Consider the following 18895-nt stretch of genomic DNA (forward strand, 5'->3'; position numbering starts at 1 on the left):
TAAAAGCAATAATCCATTTTGCTCCGTAGTGTACTTCGAATCAAAAGCTCAAATTAATAACCGAGGTCCTTCTTGGCTTTAGCCCAAGCTTTATTCCACTTGTCTAATACGGTTTGTGGATCTTTGGCAAGTACAAATTCCTGTACAACAGCAGGGAGATCCAGTTGTGCCTTGTTGCCGATTTCTGTAACCTTTGCATCGTCAACAGTTCCTTCTACCAGTTCTACTCCGGTAGCTTGGAATTCTTTCAGCTGAGTCAGATTGGATTCCTTGCCTTTTAATGGAGAGATAAAGCCGGCGAAATCCTCATAACCTGAATCTTCAATCATCCATTTTACGAAGGCTTTAGCTGCCTCTAAATTTTTGCTGTTTTTGGCAACGGCATAGAAGAAGTCAGGGCTAAGGGTAGCGGATGGTTTACCCGAATTGTCATAAGGGAATGGGAAGAAGCCAACATTGTCTGAAGAAGCGCCTGCTCCGATGACTTGGTTAATAACCCAGTTGCCAAGATAGTACATGGCGAATTTGCCGGAAGCTATGTCCTTTTTCGATTGCTCCCAGTTGGTGGAGTTGATGTCTTTTTCCAGATAGCCTTTTTCATTGAGCTCTCTAAGTAGGCTGAAAGCTTTGCCATAACCGTTGTCTATAGTGAACGGTGTTTCAGAGCTCAGCTTAGCATTTGGAAAATCAGGATTGCCTTCAATTAAGCGTGGTGTGTCATAAGCCCAAGTACCAAGTGGCCATTTGTCTTTAAAGTTAGAGGACATTGGAATAACACCTTTTGCTTTCAGCTTCTCGCAGGCAGCCAGGAATTCATCCCAAGTCTTAGGCGTTTCGGTGATGCCGGCATCAGTGAATGCTGTTTTGTTATAAACAATACCGGAAGTAGAGTTCCCTGTAGTAATTCCGTAAAGCTTACCATCAAAGGATTTGAAGTCTTTAAAGGTGATCTGATCGTTCAAGCCGAGATCATCCAGTGAAGCAAAATATTTTGGCAGGTCGGAGTTAGGGATGGAAGGAATAAACATAACGTCTGGAAGCTCGCCGCTGGCCATTCTGACTTTAGCCTGTTGGTTATAGTCGGTTTGGGAAGCTTCGAATTCGACTTTAATGTTCGGGTATTTTTCATTAAAGCGCTTTAAATATTCGTCATATTCTTTGCCGATCATATCTGTTCTGTTAGTTAGGAAGGTGATTTTGCCGCTGATATCAGCTCCTGCTGCAGGTTCGGCAGTTGCATTCGTGTCACCGCCGGTATTCTCTGCGTTAGTTGCTGCGGGCTTTTCAGTTGCGGCAGCACCGTTATTCGTGGTGTTGTCATTATTCGAACCACAGCCAGCAAGTGTTGAAGATAAGACCATAATCATAACAAAGGATAACGAAAATAACTTATTTCTCATAGCTTAATCCCCTTTTCGTTTTTATTGTTAGCGTTTACATGAACATTATAGCTTTATCGAAGCCGTTAATAAATGTATTGTATTATTATTTATTGTCTTTATTTGTTTTGTTTCTGCGTTTATAATTAGCATGTACCTAACAATCAGATAACAAAATACAAAGAATATCAAAAGGGTTCAATGAATTAATTGAAGTCTTATGCTATTTTTGAGAAGTCTATGCTTACAAAACTTTAGGCATCTGCTTCCGAAGCGAGTTTTGCGCGAAGTCATTCAGAGAAGTCTATGCTTACAAAACTTTTAGGAGGTATTATGAAACATTTGCATATGAATCTTGCGAAGTGGGAATTTAGAGGCTGTGGTGATGAGGAGTGGCTTCCGGCGACTGTGCCAGGTACAGTCCATACGGATTTACTAAAGAACGGGAAGATTTCAGACCCCTTTTATGGAACAAATGAACATGATCTACAGTGGATCGATAAGAAGGACTGGGAATATCAAACCTCGTTGCAGTTGGGGGAAGAGTGGCAGGAGCTTGCTTGTACGGAGCTAGTTTTTGAGGGACTGGATACTTATGCAGATGTGTACGTGAATAATGTACATGTGCTCGCTGCTGATAATATGTTTCTGGCATGGAAAGTGGATGTCAAAGATCAGTTAAAGACTGGAGAAAATAATATACGGGTGAAGTTCCGCTCTGTGGTTAAGGAAGATTTACCGAAATTAGCGAAGCTGGGTTACGCGCTGCCTGCCTCGAATGATCAATCCGAGCTTGGGGGATTAGATGAACAACGGATTAGTATTTTTGCGCGCAAAGCACCTTATCATTACGGCTGGGATTGGGGCCCGCGTTTCTTGACCAGTGGAATATGGCGTGCGGCAGCTCTGGTGGGACGTGACACCGTTCAAATTACAGACCTCTATATCCGTCAAAATGTGATTGCTAAGGAAGAAGCTCGCCTGACCGCAATTGTTGAAGTGGATGCTCCTGCTGCTTGGCGGGGAATGCTGCGAATAAGTGCCGATGGTTTGGAGTGGATGCAAGCGGTTACTTTAGAAGAAGGCATGCAGCAATTAGAGATGAATATTGTTATATCCGAGCCACAGCTCTGGTGGTGCAGAGGGCTCGGAGAGCCTCATTTATATACATTCCAGGCAGAATTGATACAAGATGCGGAAGTAGAGGTTAGCAAAAGTGTAAAAACCGGACTCCGCAGTATTGAATTGATTCGGGAGCGTGATGCCAAAGGAGCTTCGTTTTCTTTTGCACTGAATGGAGTTTCCGTCTTCGTCAAAGGTGCCAATCATATTCCAAATGACAGCTTCACCACAGAAGTAACCGAGGAGCGGTATCGGCATGAAATTGCCACGGCAGTAGAATCGAATATGAATATGCTGCGCGTTTGGGGCGGCGGTATATATGAAGAAGATATTTTTTATCAGCTCTGTGATGAATACGGATTGCTGGTCTGGCAGGACTTTATGTTCGCTTGCAGTATGTATCCCGGGGACGAGGCGTTCCTAGAAAATGTGAAAAAAGAAGCCGAATATAACGTCAAAAGATTGCGCAATCATCCCTGCATCGCCTTATGGTGTGGCAACAACGAGATTGATTCGGCCTGGTCACAGTTCGAGGAAAATATGGGCTGGGGCTGGAAAGAAAAACTCGGCGCTGAGCAAAGAACGACAATGTGGGCCGATTATATTAAAATCTTCCACCGTATTCTGCCGGAGGCTGTAGCCGCGTTCCATCCGGGAGTGGACTATTGGCCGTCTTCGCCGCTGCGGGAGCTGACTGGCGATATTAATCAGCATGCGACACGGATTGTGGGCGAAGGGGATGTGCATTACTGGGGCGTGTGGCACGGAATCGAGCCTTTTGAGAACTATAATACAAAGGTTGGCCGCTTCATGAGTGAATATGGCTTCCAGTCGTTCCCGGAACTAAAAACGGTAATGAGCTATGCAGAAGAGCAGGATTTGGAGCTTACCTCAGAGGTGATGCTGGCGCATCAGAAGAATGGTCGCGGTAATCTGCTGATCAAAGAATATATGGATATGTATCTGCCGCAGCCAAAGGACTTCAAAGCTTTTTTATATATGAGTCAAATCCTGCAGGCCGAAGCGATCCGAATCGCGATTGAAAGCCATAGAAGAAATAAACCTTATTGTATGGGCACTTTATACTGGCAGATGAATGATTGCTGGCCGGTGGCTTCTTGGGCGGGCATGGATTATAACGGGCGCTGGAAAGCCCTGCAATATACCGTGCGTTCAAGCTTCCAAGATGTTCTGTTGTCTATCGACGGTACAGACCGTGAGAAGGTAGACGTTCATGTCGTATCTGATTTAAGAACAGCAGTGAGCGCTGAGTTGGTGCTTACTTTGTATCAGTTTAACGGTTCGGTGCTGCGAGAGTGGGCACATCCCGTTGAGCTGGGAGCTGATTCTGCTGCTATCGTATTCTCGTCTCCTGTGGCAGAGCTGCTAGAAGGTCAAGGGGTGGGTGATGTATTGCTTGGAATTGGCTTGCAGGCGGATGGCCAGGTGATAGATCACAAGCTGCATTATTTTACTCCGGAAAAAGAAATTCCATTGCAGCGCTCAGTAATTACCGTGCTGGAAACTCCAGAGAGCAGTGGATTAAGCTTCACCGTGACCAGTGATGTATTGGCTAGAGGTGTATACCTGACTTCGGAAGAGGAAGGAATATTCTCTGACAATTATTTTGACCTTCTCCCAGGTCAGACCAAGACGATAGAGTTCTCACAACGCGGGAACGATGGAAGAGACTGGATTCCTGCCGCACCTAAAGGGCTAAAGGTTCAATCGATGGTTGATTTTGTGAGCGAAGATTTGCTGTAAATCCTAAGGAGAGAAGGACTGGCACATGGGGATTTTAGTTCAGGAAGATAAGGGATTATTCCATTTACAGAGCGCAGGGATGAGTTATATTCTTCAGCTTGTTAATGATTATCCGGCACATGTGTATTGGGGCAAGAAGCTGCGTAGTGGCAGCAATTTGGAAGGGCTGTTGAATCTGGGAGGAAATACGGGTCTCGACCGGCTCCCGCAGGAATATCCCCAATACGGCACGGGAGATTTCAGAACACCTGCTTATCAAGTTCGGCTCGAAGACGGCACTCGTATTACAGAGCTGAAATACAGCGGGTACCGGGTAGTTGAGGGTAAACCCTCACTGCCAGGTCTGCCATCTGTATATGTTGAGTCTGCGCAAGAAGCACAGACGTTGGAGCTTACACTTAAGGATGATTACGCCAAGCTGAGTGTTAATTTGCGCTATACGGTTTTTGAACATACCAACGTAATCACCCGCTCTGTGGAGTTCACCAATGCGGGGGAAACACAGCTGCGATTGCAGCGTGCACTGAGTGCTAGTGTCGATTTCTCGTCTGGCGATATGGATATGATCTATTTGGCAGGAGCTTGGTCAAGGGAAGGTAATCTGACCCGTAGACGTCTGGTGCAAGGGGGTACGACCATTGGGAGCCGCAGAGGGATGAGCAGCCACCAGTTAAATCCATTTGCAGCGCTGGTGAAACCTGAAACGGATGAAAATCATGGAGAGGCCTACGGCTTCAGTCTTGTATATAGTGGAGGCTTTGAAGCTGAGGCAGAGGTCGACTCCTTCGGGATGACCCGGTTTACGATGGGGCTGAATTCATTTGATTTCTCCTGGCTGCTGGAGCCGGGAGAACAATTTCAGACCCCAGAGGTAGTGATGGTGTATTCTTCCAAGGGGATCGGGGAAATGTCGAGAACCTATCATCGCCTGTACCGGACCCGTTTATGCAGAGGGTTATATAGAGATAAGGAACGGCCCATTCTGGTCAACAATTGGGAAGCCACCTATTTCAACTTCGATGCGGATAAATTGGAGTCGATTGCGGCGGAAGGAGCGAAACTCGGGATAGAGCTATTCGTACTGGACGACGGCTGGTTTGGCAAAAGAGATGCAGATAACTCCTCTCTCGGAGACTGGGTAGAGGATCTGCGCAAGCTTCCAGGCGGATTGTCTGATGTAGCGCAGCGTGTGAACAATCTAGGCTTGCAGTTTGGCCTCTGGTTCGAGCCGGAGATGATCTCGCCAGACAGCGAGCTCTATCGTAAGCATCCCGACTGGTGTCTGCATGTGCCGGGACGCCGCCGTAGCGAAGCCCGCTGGCAATTGGTGCTGGACTATACTCGGGAGGATGTACGTCAGTACATTTATGAGTCACTGTCCCGGATTTTCTCGACCGTGCCCATTAGTTATGTGAAATGGGATATGAACCGTTGTTTAACGGAGATTGGCTCTGCAGAGTTACCTTCTGAACGCCAAGGGGAAACCGCTCATCGTTATGTGCTTGGTCTGTATGAGCTATTGGAGCGAATAACTTCAGAGTTTCCGCATATCCTGTTCGAGAGCTGCTGTAGTGGTGGTGGCCGCTTCGACCCAGGCATGCTGCATTACATGCCGCAGACCTGGACCAGTGACGATACAGATGCTGTGGAACGACTGAAGATTCAGTATGGAACAAGTCTGGTGTATCCGGTTAGTTCGATAGGCGCGCATGTGTCTGCCGTGCCGAATCATCAGGTAGGACGGATCACCCCGCTGTCTTTTCGTGGAGATGTAGCTATGTCCGGTAATTTCGGTTATGAGCTGGATCTTACGAAGTTTACAGACGAAGAGAAGGAACTTGTGAAGGAGCAGGTTGCGAACTATAAACAAATCCGCAGTCTTGTGCAGCAAGGGAATCTGTACCGGCAGCAAAGCCCGTTTGAGGGCAATGAGACAGCATGGATGTTCGTGTCCGATGATCAGCGAGAGGCATTAGTTTATTACTTCCGGGTAATGGCTGTGCCGCACCCGCCCCGCCTTAGCCTGAAGCTGAATGGTTTAAATCCGCAGCTGGATTACATTCTGGAGGCAAGTGGTGAGGTTTACGGTGGTGATCGGTTAATGCAGGCTGGACTGGCTCTGCCGGATATCCAGCAGGATTTTGTTAGCGGATGTTATAAATTGAAGGTGCAGGAATAGAGTTTATTGCAAGTCATCAGCAAGCCATGAGCCTAGCTCGTGGTTTGCTTTTTTTGTTCAAAGATGAATTTGAATCAGCTGAATCAGCTGAAGCTGCGGATGGCAAGGCAGCCTTGATCGTATCCACCTCCACACATATATTCCTCCTGTTATGGCATCCTGTGCAGCTACCCTTGTGCATGACGCTATAGCTTTTTTGCATGTTCATATTCCGTTCATATTGAGGTCATAGAGAGTACATCTTCATTGGTTAATCTTAGCTTAGCAGTTAGTTATGGTAGTCCAAAACACAGCTGATGACAGGAGAAGATACGAGTGGAAATAAAAGAAAAAATGAAAATGAAGGCGGGCACGAGAACAAGTAAAATACTAAACATACTACTTAAAGTAGTAGGAGCAATAATCATCGCAATCGTGCTTTTTCTCGCTATTGTCTATACAGTTAATTTGATCAGCAATAAATCGGAACAAAATAAAATAGAACCCTATGGTCAGTTAGTACCCGTAGATGGGAAAAACATGAATGTTTATATTCAAGGAAAAGGTGAAGAAACAGTCGTGCTACTACCGGGTTATGGCACAGCAGCGCCAGCTCTTGATTTTAAAGCATTAATAGATGAACTGTCGCCGTTTTACAAAGTTGTCATGATTGAGCCTTTTGGGTATGGATTAAGTGATCTGACCAAAAAGGAGCGCAGCACAGAGAATATTGTAAGTGAAATTCATGAAGCTTTACAGGCTCTTAATATTGACCGTTATATTCTAATGGGCCACTCTATTTCAGGCATATATGGACTAGATTATGTTAACAAGTATGAAAATGAAGTGAGTGCATTTGTCGGGCTTGATAGTAGTGTTCCATCGATAAGCGAGAGGAAGATCGAAGCTTCGGAATTAAGAGCTATAAATCTGCTCAAAAAATCAGGTTTAATCAGATTGCAAATGAAATTTAGTGCTGACCCAATTGCTGAACTACCATTTGATGATAAAACAAAAGAACAAATGAGACTGATCAATCGCAAAAACATATTTAATCCCACCCAATTAAATGAAGCTGGAATGATGTATTCTAATTTTAAATCAGCTGAAAGCTTAACATTTCCTAAAAATCTTCCTCTTATTTTCTTTATACAAGCGAATCAACCAGCAACGGATAGATGGATACCAGAGCATGAAAAGCAAATCAAGGACTCTGTGCATGGAAAAATAGTGAAGTTTGAAGAGGGACATTATTTATATCGCACTAAAGCAAAAGAAATCGTAAAAGACTTTCAGGCATTTATGAAAGAAATAAAATAAGTGCTGCCGTCGAGCCGACCGGATTTCAGGATTTCCTCTGATTTTCGTTCGGTTTTTTATTAGTCCGTAAGATATGGGGGAGTGCCACCAGTAACGATGGTCTAATCTTTAGGTTTGGTCTGGGATAAGAATGAGAAGGCGTCGGCTACATTTAATGGAGAGTCCCTTGGTTGCTGCTAGGTTCCTAGGTACCCTGCTTGGATCGGACTCAGGAGTCCTTATTTGCTAGAAAAGAGGCAATTGAGGTTACTTTCGGACCCCAGCGACGTTATTGGCTAATTATCGCGACCATATGGGGTGTTTTGGAGTAAATAGCTGGACCTGAGTCCGATACCATCTCAAATATGCGTTTTTTTCGCAAATAGTGGCTATACGGTCCGTAAGTGAATGGGGAGTAGGGGTGGTATGAGAGAGTATGAGAAAGTATGAGAAAGTATGAGAAAGTATGAGGGAGTATGAGGTAGTATGATGGGGTTCCACCAGTTAACGATGCTCCAATCATTATGGTCTGGTCTGGGATAAGAATGAGAAGGCGCCGACTACATATGATGGAGAGTTCCCTTGGTTGCTGCTAGGTTCCTAGGTACCCTGCTTCGGATCGGACTCAGGAGTCCTTATTTGCTAGAAAAGAGGCAATTGAGGTTACTTTCGGACCCCAGCGACGTTATTGGCTAATTATCGCGACCATATGGGGTGTTTTGGAGTAAATAGCTGCACCTGAGTCCGATAGCATCTCAAATATGCGTTTTTTTCGCGAATAGAGGCTATACGGTCCGTAAGTAAATAGGGAGTAGGGGTGGTATGAGAGAGTATGAGAAAGTATGAGAAAGTATGAGAAAGTATGAGGGAGTATGAGGGGGTTCCACCAGTTAACGATGGTCTAATCTTTAGGGTTTGGTCGGTGATAAGAATGAGAAGGGGCTGACTGCATATGATGGAGAGTTCCCTTGGTTGCTGCTAGGTTCCTAGGTACCCTGCTCCGGATCGGACTCAGAAGTCCTTATTTGCTAGAAAAGAGGCAATTGAGGCTACTTTCGGACACCAGCGACGTTATTGGCTAATTATCGCGACCATATGGGGTGTTTTGGAGTAAATAGCTGCACCTGAGTCCGATACCATCTCAAATATGCGTTTTTTTCGCAAATAGTGGCTATACGGTCCGTAAGTAAATGGGTGAGTACGACCCGTGGAGCGTGACCAACTAATCGAATGGGTGAGTACGACCAGTGGCGAGTAACCAACTAATCGAATGGGTGAGTACGACCCGTGGAGCGTGACCAACTAATCGAATGGGTAAGTACGACCCGTGGAGCGTGACCAACTAATCGAATGGGTAAGTACGACCAGTGGCGAGTAACCAACTAATCGAATGAGTGCGACCAGTGGAGCGGAACCAATTAATCGAATGGGGGAGCCTCACCAGTGGCACACGGAGCAACTCATCGAATGGTGCTTTCCAATGATCGCCGGCTGACTCGCTAATTATCCGTAGTTTCCAGTAATCTATGGTGAGCCCTATCTTTCCACAACCTCCATAAATCCCACAAAGAACACCACGGTAGCCTTTTTTAAGCTAGAGCATGTCCTATTTCCCTATAATCCACATTGACTTGGGTTTGTCACACCCCTATGATGATTATTAATATAAAAATATATGACACGAAGAGGAGCGAAACATCATGGCTTTGGAGATCGAACGCAAGTTTCTGCTGCCGGAATTTCCGGAGCAGCTGATTCAAAAGGGAGAATTGAAGATTGTTACCCGTCATAATATCGATCAGACATATCTGGCAATAGATGGTGGTCAAGAGCTTCGTGTGCGTAAAATTACGGATCTGGACTCAGGTGAGGTAACCTACACGCATACGTTTAAGGATGGCAAAGGGATCAAACGCGAAGAGATCGAATATTTTATCTCAGAGGGTTTATATAATCAGATGATCGAAGCGGTAAATGCGGTAGCTTTGGTCAAAGAGCGAATTACAGCGGTGTGGAATGGCACAACGGTTGAGATCGACGTATATTCCCAGCTGAAATTGTCCGTATTGGAGGTTGAATTTGAATCTCTGGAGGAAGCGGAAAGCTTTAAAGAGCCGGAATGGTTCGGTAAAGATGTTAGTACAGAACGGCAGTACAGCAACAAAACGGTCTGGAGAGAGCTGCAAAATAAGACAAAGAATTAACGGACTTTAGCGCGTAAACGTGGTAGTATATAGGGAAAACAAGCAGAAATAGCTTTATCATCCCTAACTAGCTTAAGGATAACGTTTAGGGTGAAACTTATAGTTAATTATAAGAATTTATAAGTGGTGCAACTATAATAGCCTTATATTTCTGCGAGAAACAGTTGTCTTCTATATTGGACGACAACGTTGTTTCTTCTTATCATATATTCTTGTCATATATTAACGAGGGGTTCAGGAGGATGAGCATGAAGTTTATAAGCACAAGAGGTAATGTGGAACCTAAAGGTTTTATTGATACGGTGTTGATGGGACTTGCGGACGACGGTGGGCTGATGGTTCCATCCGAGATTCCAGTGGTTTCAGCAGCAACGTTGGAAGAGTGGAGAAGTCTCAGCTATCAGGAGTTGTTCCTGAAGATTGTTGCCTATTACACCAATGATGAGATTCCTTACGAGGATTTGCAGGAAATGGTCAACACCAGTTATGCCAATTTCCGCACACCTGAAGTAACGCCTATACACCAAGTGGATGATTCTTTATATGTCCTTGAATTGTTCCATGGGCCTACTTTTGCTTTCAAGGATGTAGCGCTGCAGTTTATGGGTGAGTTGTATTCATATATTTCCAAAAAACAAAACAAAATCATCCACATCCTCGGTGCAACCTCTGGGGATACTGGAGCGGCGGCCATTCAAGGTGTACGCGGCAAAGAAGGCATCAAGATCTGTATTCTCCATCCACATGGCAAGGTAAGTAAAGTGCAGGAGCTGCAGATGACTACGGTGGACGACAGCAATGTACTGAATCTGTCTGTTCATGGTAACTTTGATGATTGCCAGAAGGTGATTAAGGATCTGTTCGCAGATCTGGACTTTAAAGGTCGGTATCATCTGCGTGCAATTAATTCCATTAACTTTGTGCGGATTCTGGCGCAGACTGTTTATTATTTCTATGCATATCTGCATGTCGATGGCAGCAACGAGAAGAAGATTAATATCAGCGTGCCTTCCGGTAACTTCGGTAATATTTTCTCGGGTTATTTGGCTAAGCAAATGGGGCTTCCTATTAACAAGCTAATCATTGCTACGAATGAAAATAATATTTTGGAGCGTTTCGTGAATACTGGCGAATACAAACCAGGTAATTTCACAAGCACTTACAGCCCTTCGATGGACATCCAAGTGGCAAGTAATTTCGAACGGTATCTGTATTATCTGGTAGGCGAGGATTCTGAGAAGTTATCCGCGTATATGTCCAAGCTGCAAACCGAAGGCAAGATTACGGTTGAAGGCGAGGCGCTTCAGCAGGTGCAGAAGGATTTTGCAGCGCTGGGTGTTAAGAATGATCAATGCTTGAATACGATCGCTAAGTATCAAAAAGAACACGGCTACCTGCTTGATCCACATACAGCATGTGGAATCGCGGCTTACGAAGCTTTTAATGGCCCGGATGAGATTGGCATTACCTTTGCGACTGCACATCCAGCTAAGTTCGATGAGGCAATTACTTTGATTGATATTAAGCAGGAATTCCCGGCACAGATTAAAGCATTGTTCGAGATGCCACAACATCAAACCGTAGTGGATCATGACAAGGATGAAATCGTGCGTCAGCTGCAAGCTTTTTACGGATTGTAATATCATATACTGTTCTACTTCACAGCACAGCCCCCGTTCTTGGGATAAGAACGGGGGCTGTTTGTGTGTTTATAGTAGCTTCTAACATTAACGTTGCGGCGTACGGGTCTGCTCCCTAGCTTTTTCACAAAAAGCAGCGACCTTGTAAGAGACATAGTACGACAGCATTTTTTCAGAATCGGTAAAGTCGGTGTCCAGCAGTCTGCTGATAAGATCGAGCTTATATCTGAGTGTATTCCGGTGAATGTACAGCTCGTCTGAGGTAATCTGCATGTTCCGGTTATTTTTGAGATAAACGTAAAAGGTATGATATAGATTGGACTGGTGCACAGTATCGTATTCTTGAAGCTTGAGCAGCTCTGGATGGTAGTAGTTATTATCCTCGTTAAACACAACATCAGCAGAGAGCATCTCATAGAGCTGGATATCTGAATAGTAAGTCAGCTGCTGCTGCGGGCTGAGAATGGTACCGATCCGAATAGCGTTTCGGGAGTGAAGATAGTGTCTCCTACATTGCGTAAGATTAGTGAACATATTGCTGATGCCAAGCGAGATGCCGGTTTGGGCTAGAAATTCCTGCAGCTGCTTATTTACAAGCTCTTTGGAGAGATTTCCATCATGGATCATTACAATCTGCCCGTCATAATAGGTGGAAGGACTGCCCGGAAAAAGCTGTTGCAAACGTTCTCTTAAATAATCATCATAACGGCCTGAACCTTCATACCAGGTAAGATCGAACAGCAGCACAAGCAGCTGATTCCCGAACTTTAGTCCTGCACTCCGCATCCTGTCCTGAATAATCCGGTTGTCCTGAAGCTGTTCCTCTAGCAATGCGCAGATAAAATCTTCAACTTTTATATTTTTGGCGTTGCGATAGTAGCTATTTTTGCCCATCTCTTCGGCAAGTATGGTAGCGGTGATGGACAGCAGCTCGTTATCTCTGGCGCGAAAAGGATTTGTGCATCCTAGAAGCAATACATTGCCGATTTGTTTGCCGGCTACTTTTATTTTGGAGATCAGTTTGGAGTTTGATGTTTCCTCGCAGGTTACCTCATAAGATTCATCGCTTTGTTTCCCACGCTGGACACTGTTCATTTTGCTCACAGCCGCAATGAAGTCGTAAGAGCAATAACCTTTGCGGATATTATCACTCCATATGTAATCGTCGATATCGGAAAGGTCAGAGTGAGCTACAATTTTGAAGCTGCAATCAAATACAATGACGGGATTCTGCAGTAGCTCGGCAGCTGTCTGTACGATAGCTGAAAGGCCTGCACCTGAAATGTATGCAGTAAACAAAGATGCGGTATAATGCTCCATTTCGATTTTACCTGATACTTGCTCATTTAAGGAAACATCCATTCATATCGCCCCCTGTTTCAATAATAGTGCAATATGCACTATAAAGAAGTGATTTTTGGTGCTTGTAAATATATTCACAAAGTATTGGACGCCTTAAACTAAAGGTGGAGGTGCTAAGCAGATGAAATATGAAAAACTGTTTGCAGCAGGTAAAATTGGACGCCTTGAACTTAAGAATAGAATTGTATTGCCGGCTATGGGAACGTCACTGGCTGCGGCCAGTGGTGAAGCATCGGATGAAATGATTGCTTTTTATGAGGAACGTGCCGCAGGTGGCTGTGGTCTAATCATTACGGAAATTACGCGTGTGGATAATGAGACCGGAGTAGGTACACCGAACCAGCTGAATGCAAGTGACTTGCTGTTTGTGCCGCGTCTGGAGAAACTGGCAAGAGCTGTGCATCGTCATGACAGCAAAATATTCCTTCAGCTCCAGCATCCGGGCCGGCAAAATCACGGACGGCTTATTGGAGGCAAACAAATTGTTGCTCCTAGCGCAGTGATGTCTTCAGCGATTGGGGAAATGCCCCGGGAGCTGTCTACTGAAGAGGTAGAAGAGTTAGTTCGTAAATTTGTGTTCGGAGCTTATATAGCTAAAACAGCAGGTATTGATGGTGTGGAGATCCATGGTGCCCACGGCTATCTCGTAGGACAGTTTCTGAGCCCACTTACCAATCTGAGAACTGATAAATATGGCGGTTCACTGGAAGGTAGAATGTCATTCCTGAACGAAATTGTGCTTGGCATCAAAAAGACCTGTGGCGCAGGATTCCCTGTATCGGTGCGAATCGACGGCGATGAATTTGTCTCAGGCGGGATTACACTGGATGAGGCTATCCAGACTGCGAAACATCTGGAAAGCATCGGAGTGGATTGCATAAATGTAAGCTCCGGCACTTATGAATCATCCAATACAATCATTGAGCCGATATCCTACCCGCAAGGCTGGAAAAAACATCTCTCCGCAGCCATTAAGCAAGCGGTGCAAATTCCAGTGATTGCTTGTGATGTGATCCGTAAGCCTGAATTTGCTGAGAGTCTGCTACAGGAAGGAAATACGGATTTTGTAGCCCTTGGAAGAGCCCAACTGGCCGATCCGGAGTGGGGTAACAAAGCGGCAGCAGGCAAAGAAGCAGAGATAAGAACCTGTATCTCTTGCCTGTACTGTATTCAGGAAGTGATGGAGTGCAAGGTAATCAAGTGTGCTGTCAATGCCAGAGTGGGCCGGGAGCTTGAATTTGCAGAACCAACCAAGGATGGCGATGGCAAAGTAGTAGCTGTGATCGGCGGGGGTCCAGCAGGTATGGAAGCAGCACGGATTCTGGCGCTCAGAGATTTTAAACCTGTATTGTTCGAAGCCAGAGATGTGCTAGGCGGCAGCGTGGAGCTGGGAAGCCGGCCACCATTGAAGGAGAAGCTCAACTGGTTTATTGATAATATGCAGCATCAGTTAGAGGATCTGGATGTTGATGTCCGTCTCTCTACGAAACCTACGCTGGAACAACTGAAGCAACTGAACCCTTATGCGGTATTTGTTGCTGCTGGGGCACAGCCTATAGTGCCTGTTATACCGGGAGTAAAGAAGGCAGCGGTCTGCACCGTTGTTGACGTACTTAGTGGGTCAGTTGTGATTAAGAACAAGCAGGCTGTGGTCATCGGCTCCGGCATGACAGGGCTGGAAACGGCTGAATATTTAGCCGATATGGGAAATCAGGTCACGGTGGTGGAAATGCAGCCGCGGGTTGGTCCAGATGCCTATCTGCCAAATCTGATCGACATTGTGACTAGACTGAAAAAGAACGGCGTGGAGCTCTTAGCATCAACCAAGCTGGTAGAAGTGCAGGATGGCGCGATTGTGCTTGAGAATACGTCCACGGGGGAAACTTCGCTGAAAAAGACGGATGCTGTTGTATTATCCATTGGTGTTACACCCGATCGCTCATTTGTTGATGAGTTGAAGCAGGTACTGCCTAATGTGAAGGTGATCGGCGATGCAGGCAAGCCAGGCCGAATCGGACAGGCCATTCAATCTGGATTCGAAACGGCTTTTGTGCTGAACTAAAGGGTTACTAATCTAAGGAGGGTTCATTCATGGTGAGTTTTGTGAAAAGTTTCGCAGATATGCAGAAATACGGAGGCAAGCCAACCACCTTTTATGATGCAGAGATGCTGACGGTGTATTGGGAGACCAAACCAGAGATTATCGAGCGTTTGTTGCCGAAGCCACTGAAGCCAACAAGCCGGCCGCTGGTAAATGCTTTTATCGCCAATTACCCAGCTACGAACTTTTGTCCACCTTATCGTGAAGCTGGATTGTTCGTTCTAGCGGACTATAACGGACAATTAGGCAACTACTGCCTGTCGATGCCTATTACAAGCGATATCGGGATGGCTATGGGCCGGGAAGTATGTGGGCTGCCTAAGAAAATGGCCGATGTGCGTATGAACACCTCAGAAGATGGCATTGATGGGGCAATCGGCCGGCATGGCATTGACTTTTTCAACGTAAAAGCCACTATGGATGGACACTTCAATGACAATGGGGCCGAGAAGATTCTGGAGGAATATTACGGCAAAGATATCCCTTTGTATAACATCAAATATGCCAATGCAATTGACGGAAACGGCTTCGATCTGATGCCATCCTTGGTCACACAGCGTTTAGTAAGTGAGGTTAAAGTCTATAAAGCGGCTGAAGCCTCTATCACCTTCCAAGACTCCCCGCATGATCCTTGGAGTGAGCTTGAAGTTGTGAATATGCTGGGCGCGGTTTACACCGTCAGTACAAATGTGCTTGAAAAAGGTAAAATTCTGGAGCCTCTGAATCCAATGGAGTATCTTCCATACTGCTATCTCCGCTGGGACTGGTGGGAGAACAATTTGCAACCTGTTTCCTCAGTATAAGCCTACGTGTTTGAAGTGAGTTTGTACGAAATGAAACCGAAGAAGGATCGGCTAACCAAACATTAGGAGGAATTAGAATGACTAACCTTTTTGATTTGACGGGTAAGACAGCTATTATCGCAGGAGCATCCAGTGGGATCGGGGTACAATTCGCAGAGATGCTTGCTGAGCAAGGAGCAGACATTGCTATTTTGGCCAGAAGATATGACAAGCTTGTAGCAGTAGCCGAGGATATCCGGGCTAAATACCCTGAACGCAGAATAATTCCTATCGAGTGTGATGTAAGAAAAGAGGACCAGATTATTGTGGCTGTTCAAAAGGTTATGGAAGCCTTTGGCAAAATTGATATTCTGTTGAATAATGCTGGTGTGGTGGATGCGGTTCCGATTGAGGCGCTGGAAGAAGAAGCTTGGGATCGGGTACTGGATACGGATTTAAAAGGTGTTTTCCTGATGTCAAAACATGTGATCCGGCATATGAAGGAACGGAATTACGGCAAAATCGTCAATACAGCCTCAATGCTAGGCCTTACAGCTTCTGCTTCGGTTCCTACGCATTCTTACAATGCTGCTAAAGGTGGAGTGATCCATCTGACAAGAGGGGTGGCGGCAACTTATGCTAAGCATGGTATTACTGTTAATGCGATTGGACCAAGCTTGTTCAAAACTGAAATGACTGAGAATACGTTATTTGCAGAAAAAGCGCTAAAAATGTACAACGCAGTGTGTCCGATGGGGCGCCCTGGTAATCCGGGAGAATTAAACGGCGCCGTGCTCTACTTTGCTTCAGATGCTTCCAGCTACACTACAGGTCAGACCTTGTTTGTAGATGGCGGCTGGACAATTATATAGAGTTCATCTGGTTCTGTAAGCTCGGGGAATGATTGTAACTCCAAAAAAAGGGTATCTCAAAAGCCATGAAAGGGTGGCTGGGATACGCCTTTTTTTGCGTTGTACGATGAGCGGTGCTCCGCCAGTAACAAGAGAATTGCTGAATTTATCAGAAATTGTCGTTAATTTGCCTTAAAAAGTAGACATGACTACCTATGAGTGAGAAAATAGCATGTAGAGTTAGTAATAACTAAAAAGGACGGGATAACATCATGACAATTCGTTTCGGGGTCATTGGAACAAACTTTATTACAGACCGCTTCGTGCAAGCCGGCTTGGAGAATGAGGAGTTTATCCTGACAGCCGTGTACTCTCGCACAATGGAGAAAGGTCAGGCCTTTGCTGCTAAATATGCGGGAGCTACAATTTATACGAATTTGGAAGATATGGTGAAAAGCAAAGATGTAGATGCTATATATATTGCCAGCCCAAATTCTATGCATGCAGAACAAGCGATTATGTGCTTAAATCACGGCAAGCATGTGCTCTGCGAGAAACCGGCTGCATCCAACAGTACGGAGCTTAAAGCTATGATTGAAGCTGCGCGCACAAATGATGTGCTACTGGTAGAGGCGATGAAATCGACCTTTATGCCGAACTTTGGAGTGATTCGTGATAATTTGTATAAACTCGGCCAAGTTCGCCGTTATTTTGCAAGTTACTGTAAGTACTCCTCCAGATATGATGCCTACCGGCAGGGGACTGTGTTAAATGCGTTTAATCCCGCTTTTTCCAATGGCTCGTTAATGGATCTTGGAGTGTACTGTTTGTATCCAATGGTAGTGCTCTTTGGCAAGCCTCAATCAGTACAGGCAGTGGGTGTCATGCTCTCGTCAGGTGTGGATGGTGAAGGAAGTCTCATTATGAAGTATGACGATATGGATGCGGTAGTTATGCACTCCAAGATTTCCGACTCCTATCTGCCAGCTGAGATTCATGGAGAGAACGGTACGATGGTGATCGACAAAATCAATGAGCCTTATCAGGTGAAAATTTACTATCGTGATGGTACAGTTGAGGAGCTTACGTTGCCTCAGGTGTTTGAACCTATGTATTATGAGGTGGAAGAATTCATCAACTTGATTAAGAATGGTGAACGGGAGAGCAGAATTAATACTCATGAGAACTCCATGGCCGCAGCAGAGATTATGGAGGAAGCCAGAGCACAGATCGGTCTCCGCTATGCCTCAGATTTATAATAAATAGAATGGGGAGCAGGACTTGAAGACTTTTAAAAAGGTTTATATTGAGATAACAAGCGTCTGCAACCTCGCCTGCAGCTTTTGTCCACAAACCGCCCGGACGAAAAATTTCATGAAGCTTGATACGTTTAATACGATATTGGATGAAATTAAACCACACAGCAATCATATTTATCTTCACGTCAAAGGGGAGCCGTTGCTGCATCCCAAGATCGGTGAACTGTTGGATGCTGCTCATGCCAAAGGGTTCAAGGTTAATATTACAACCAATGGCACGTTAATTCATAAAGCCGGACCTAAAATTCTTGGTAAGCCCGCACTGCGTCAGATGAACTTTTCTCTGCACAGCTTTGATGGGCATGAAGGGTCAGAGAACCGTGAAGGCTATCTTTCAGAGATAATTTCTTTTGTACGGGAAGCCTCAGCGCAAGGGGTCATTATTTCTTTCCGCTTGTGGAATTTGACGGAGGATAATCTGACGAATCTGGAGAGAAACCGTAACCGTGAAACCCTTGCCCTGCTGGAGGAAGCCTACAACTTGGATTTCAAGATCGAAGAAAAGGTTGTGCCTGGCAGTGGTGTCAAGATTGCCCCACGCATCTACCTTAATCAGGATCATGAGTTCCGTTGGCCAGCGCTGAATGAGCCGGAAGATGACGGAAAAGGGTTCTGTCATGCCCTGCGGAGCCAAGCGGCAATCCTTGTGGATGGCACGGTTGTGCCATGCTGTCTGGATGGTGAAGGAGTAATTAACCTAGGCAACATCCATGAAACTCCGTTCTCAGAGATTGTAGAGGGGGAGCGGGCGAACAATTTATTCTATGGCTTCTCACGTAGAGAAGCGGTGGAGGAGCTGTGCCGCAAATGTGGGTATCGGCAGCGGTTCGGAACCTAATGATTGGAATGCAAACAGAACCGGGACATGGCTATTTCATGAGTCCTGGTTCTGTTTTTTAATTAACGGGATTGTA

General features: G+C 45.4%; 12 protein-coding genes. 10 read left to right on the plus strand and 2 right to left on the minus strand.

The features are described from left to right. Positions 1-53: 53 nt before the first annotated feature. Positions 54-1400: an ABC transporter substrate-binding protein gene (locus MHH46_RS04475; protein ID WP_076194381.1), complete on the minus strand. Its 1347-nt coding sequence runs from the start codon at positions 1398-1400 to the stop codon at positions 54-56. A gap of 312 nt (positions 1401-1712) precedes the next feature. Between MHH46_RS04475 and MHH46_RS04480 the strand changes: the two genes are divergently transcribed. The 5 genes from MHH46_RS04480 (at position 1713) to thrC (ending at position 11566) form a co-directional block, all read left to right on the plus strand. Further along, positions 1713-4265 (plus strand): glycosyl hydrolase 2 galactose-binding domain-containing protein, encoded by a 2553-nt coding sequence (locus MHH46_RS04480; RefSeq protein WP_076194383.1) that lies wholly within the window; start codon positions 1713-1715, stop codon positions 4263-4265. Positions 4266-4290: 25 nt separating this feature from the next. Continuing rightward, the gene (locus MHH46_RS04485; protein WP_076194385.1) at positions 4291-6444 is read left to right on the plus strand and encodes an alpha-galactosidase; all 2154 of its coding nucleotides are present in this window, start codon (positions 4291-4293) and stop codon (positions 6442-6444) included. Positions 6445-6777: 333 nt separating this feature from the next. Next, positions 6778-7743: an alpha/beta fold hydrolase gene (locus MHH46_RS04490; RefSeq protein WP_076194460.1), complete on the plus strand. Its 966-nt coding sequence runs from the start codon at positions 6778-6780 to the stop codon at positions 7741-7743. A 1679-nt stretch (positions 7744-9422) separates the two neighbouring features. After that, positions 9423-9926, plus strand: coding sequence for a CYTH domain-containing protein (locus tag MHH46_RS04495; protein WP_036680734.1), 504 nt, complete (start codon positions 9423-9425; stop codon positions 9924-9926). A 248-nt stretch (positions 9927-10174) separates the two neighbouring features. Further along, entirely contained in the window at positions 10175-11566 is a 1392-nt protein-coding gene (gene thrC, locus MHH46_RS04500; protein WP_076184992.1) for a threonine synthase, read from the plus strand. Between the two features lie 87 nt (positions 11567-11653). Here the strand turns inward: thrC and MHH46_RS04505 are convergent, their stop codons facing one another. Further along, on the minus strand, positions 11654-12928 hold the full coding sequence (locus tag MHH46_RS04505; RefSeq protein WP_076194388.1) for a CdaR family transcriptional regulator: 1275 nt from the start codon (positions 12926-12928) through the stop codon (positions 11654-11656). A gap of 121 nt (positions 12929-13049) precedes the next feature. On the opposite strand from MHH46_RS04505, the gene MHH46_RS04510 reads away from it, so the two are divergent. The 5 genes from MHH46_RS04510 to MHH46_RS04530 all read left to right on the plus strand — a co-directional run bounded on the left by MHH46_RS04510 (position 13050) and on the right by MHH46_RS04530 (position 18819). Beyond that, entirely contained in the window at positions 13050-14990 is a 1941-nt protein-coding gene (locus MHH46_RS04510; protein WP_076194389.1) for an NAD(P)/FAD-dependent oxidoreductase, read from the plus strand. A gap of 29 nt (positions 14991-15019) precedes the next feature. Further along, positions 15020-15832, plus strand: a complete 813-nt coding sequence (locus tag MHH46_RS04515) for an acetoacetate decarboxylase family protein (protein ID WP_081383412.1) — start codon at positions 15020-15022, stop codon at positions 15830-15832. A 77-nt stretch (positions 15833-15909) separates the two neighbouring features. Continuing rightward, positions 15910-16683, plus strand: coding sequence for an SDR family NAD(P)-dependent oxidoreductase (locus MHH46_RS04520; RefSeq protein ID WP_036680744.1), 774 nt, complete (start codon positions 15910-15912; stop codon positions 16681-16683). A gap of 251 nt (positions 16684-16934) precedes the next feature. Next, a complete protein-coding gene (locus MHH46_RS04525) occupies positions 16935-17921 on the plus strand; it encodes a Gfo/Idh/MocA family protein (RefSeq protein ID WP_038568824.1) in 987 nt (328 codons plus the stop codon). A 22-nt stretch (positions 17922-17943) separates the two neighbouring features. Continuing rightward, the gene (locus MHH46_RS04530; protein WP_076194390.1) at positions 17944-18819 is read left to right on the plus strand and encodes a radical SAM/SPASM domain-containing protein; all 876 of its coding nucleotides are present in this window, start codon (positions 17944-17946) and stop codon (positions 18817-18819) included. Positions 18820-18895 lie beyond the last annotated feature (76 nt).

The sequence above is a fragment of the Paenibacillus sp. FSL H8-0175 genome (assembly GCF_045040615.1).
GTDB lineage: Bacteria > Bacillota > Bacilli > Paenibacillales > Paenibacillaceae > Paenibacillus_AQ > Paenibacillus_AQ odorifer.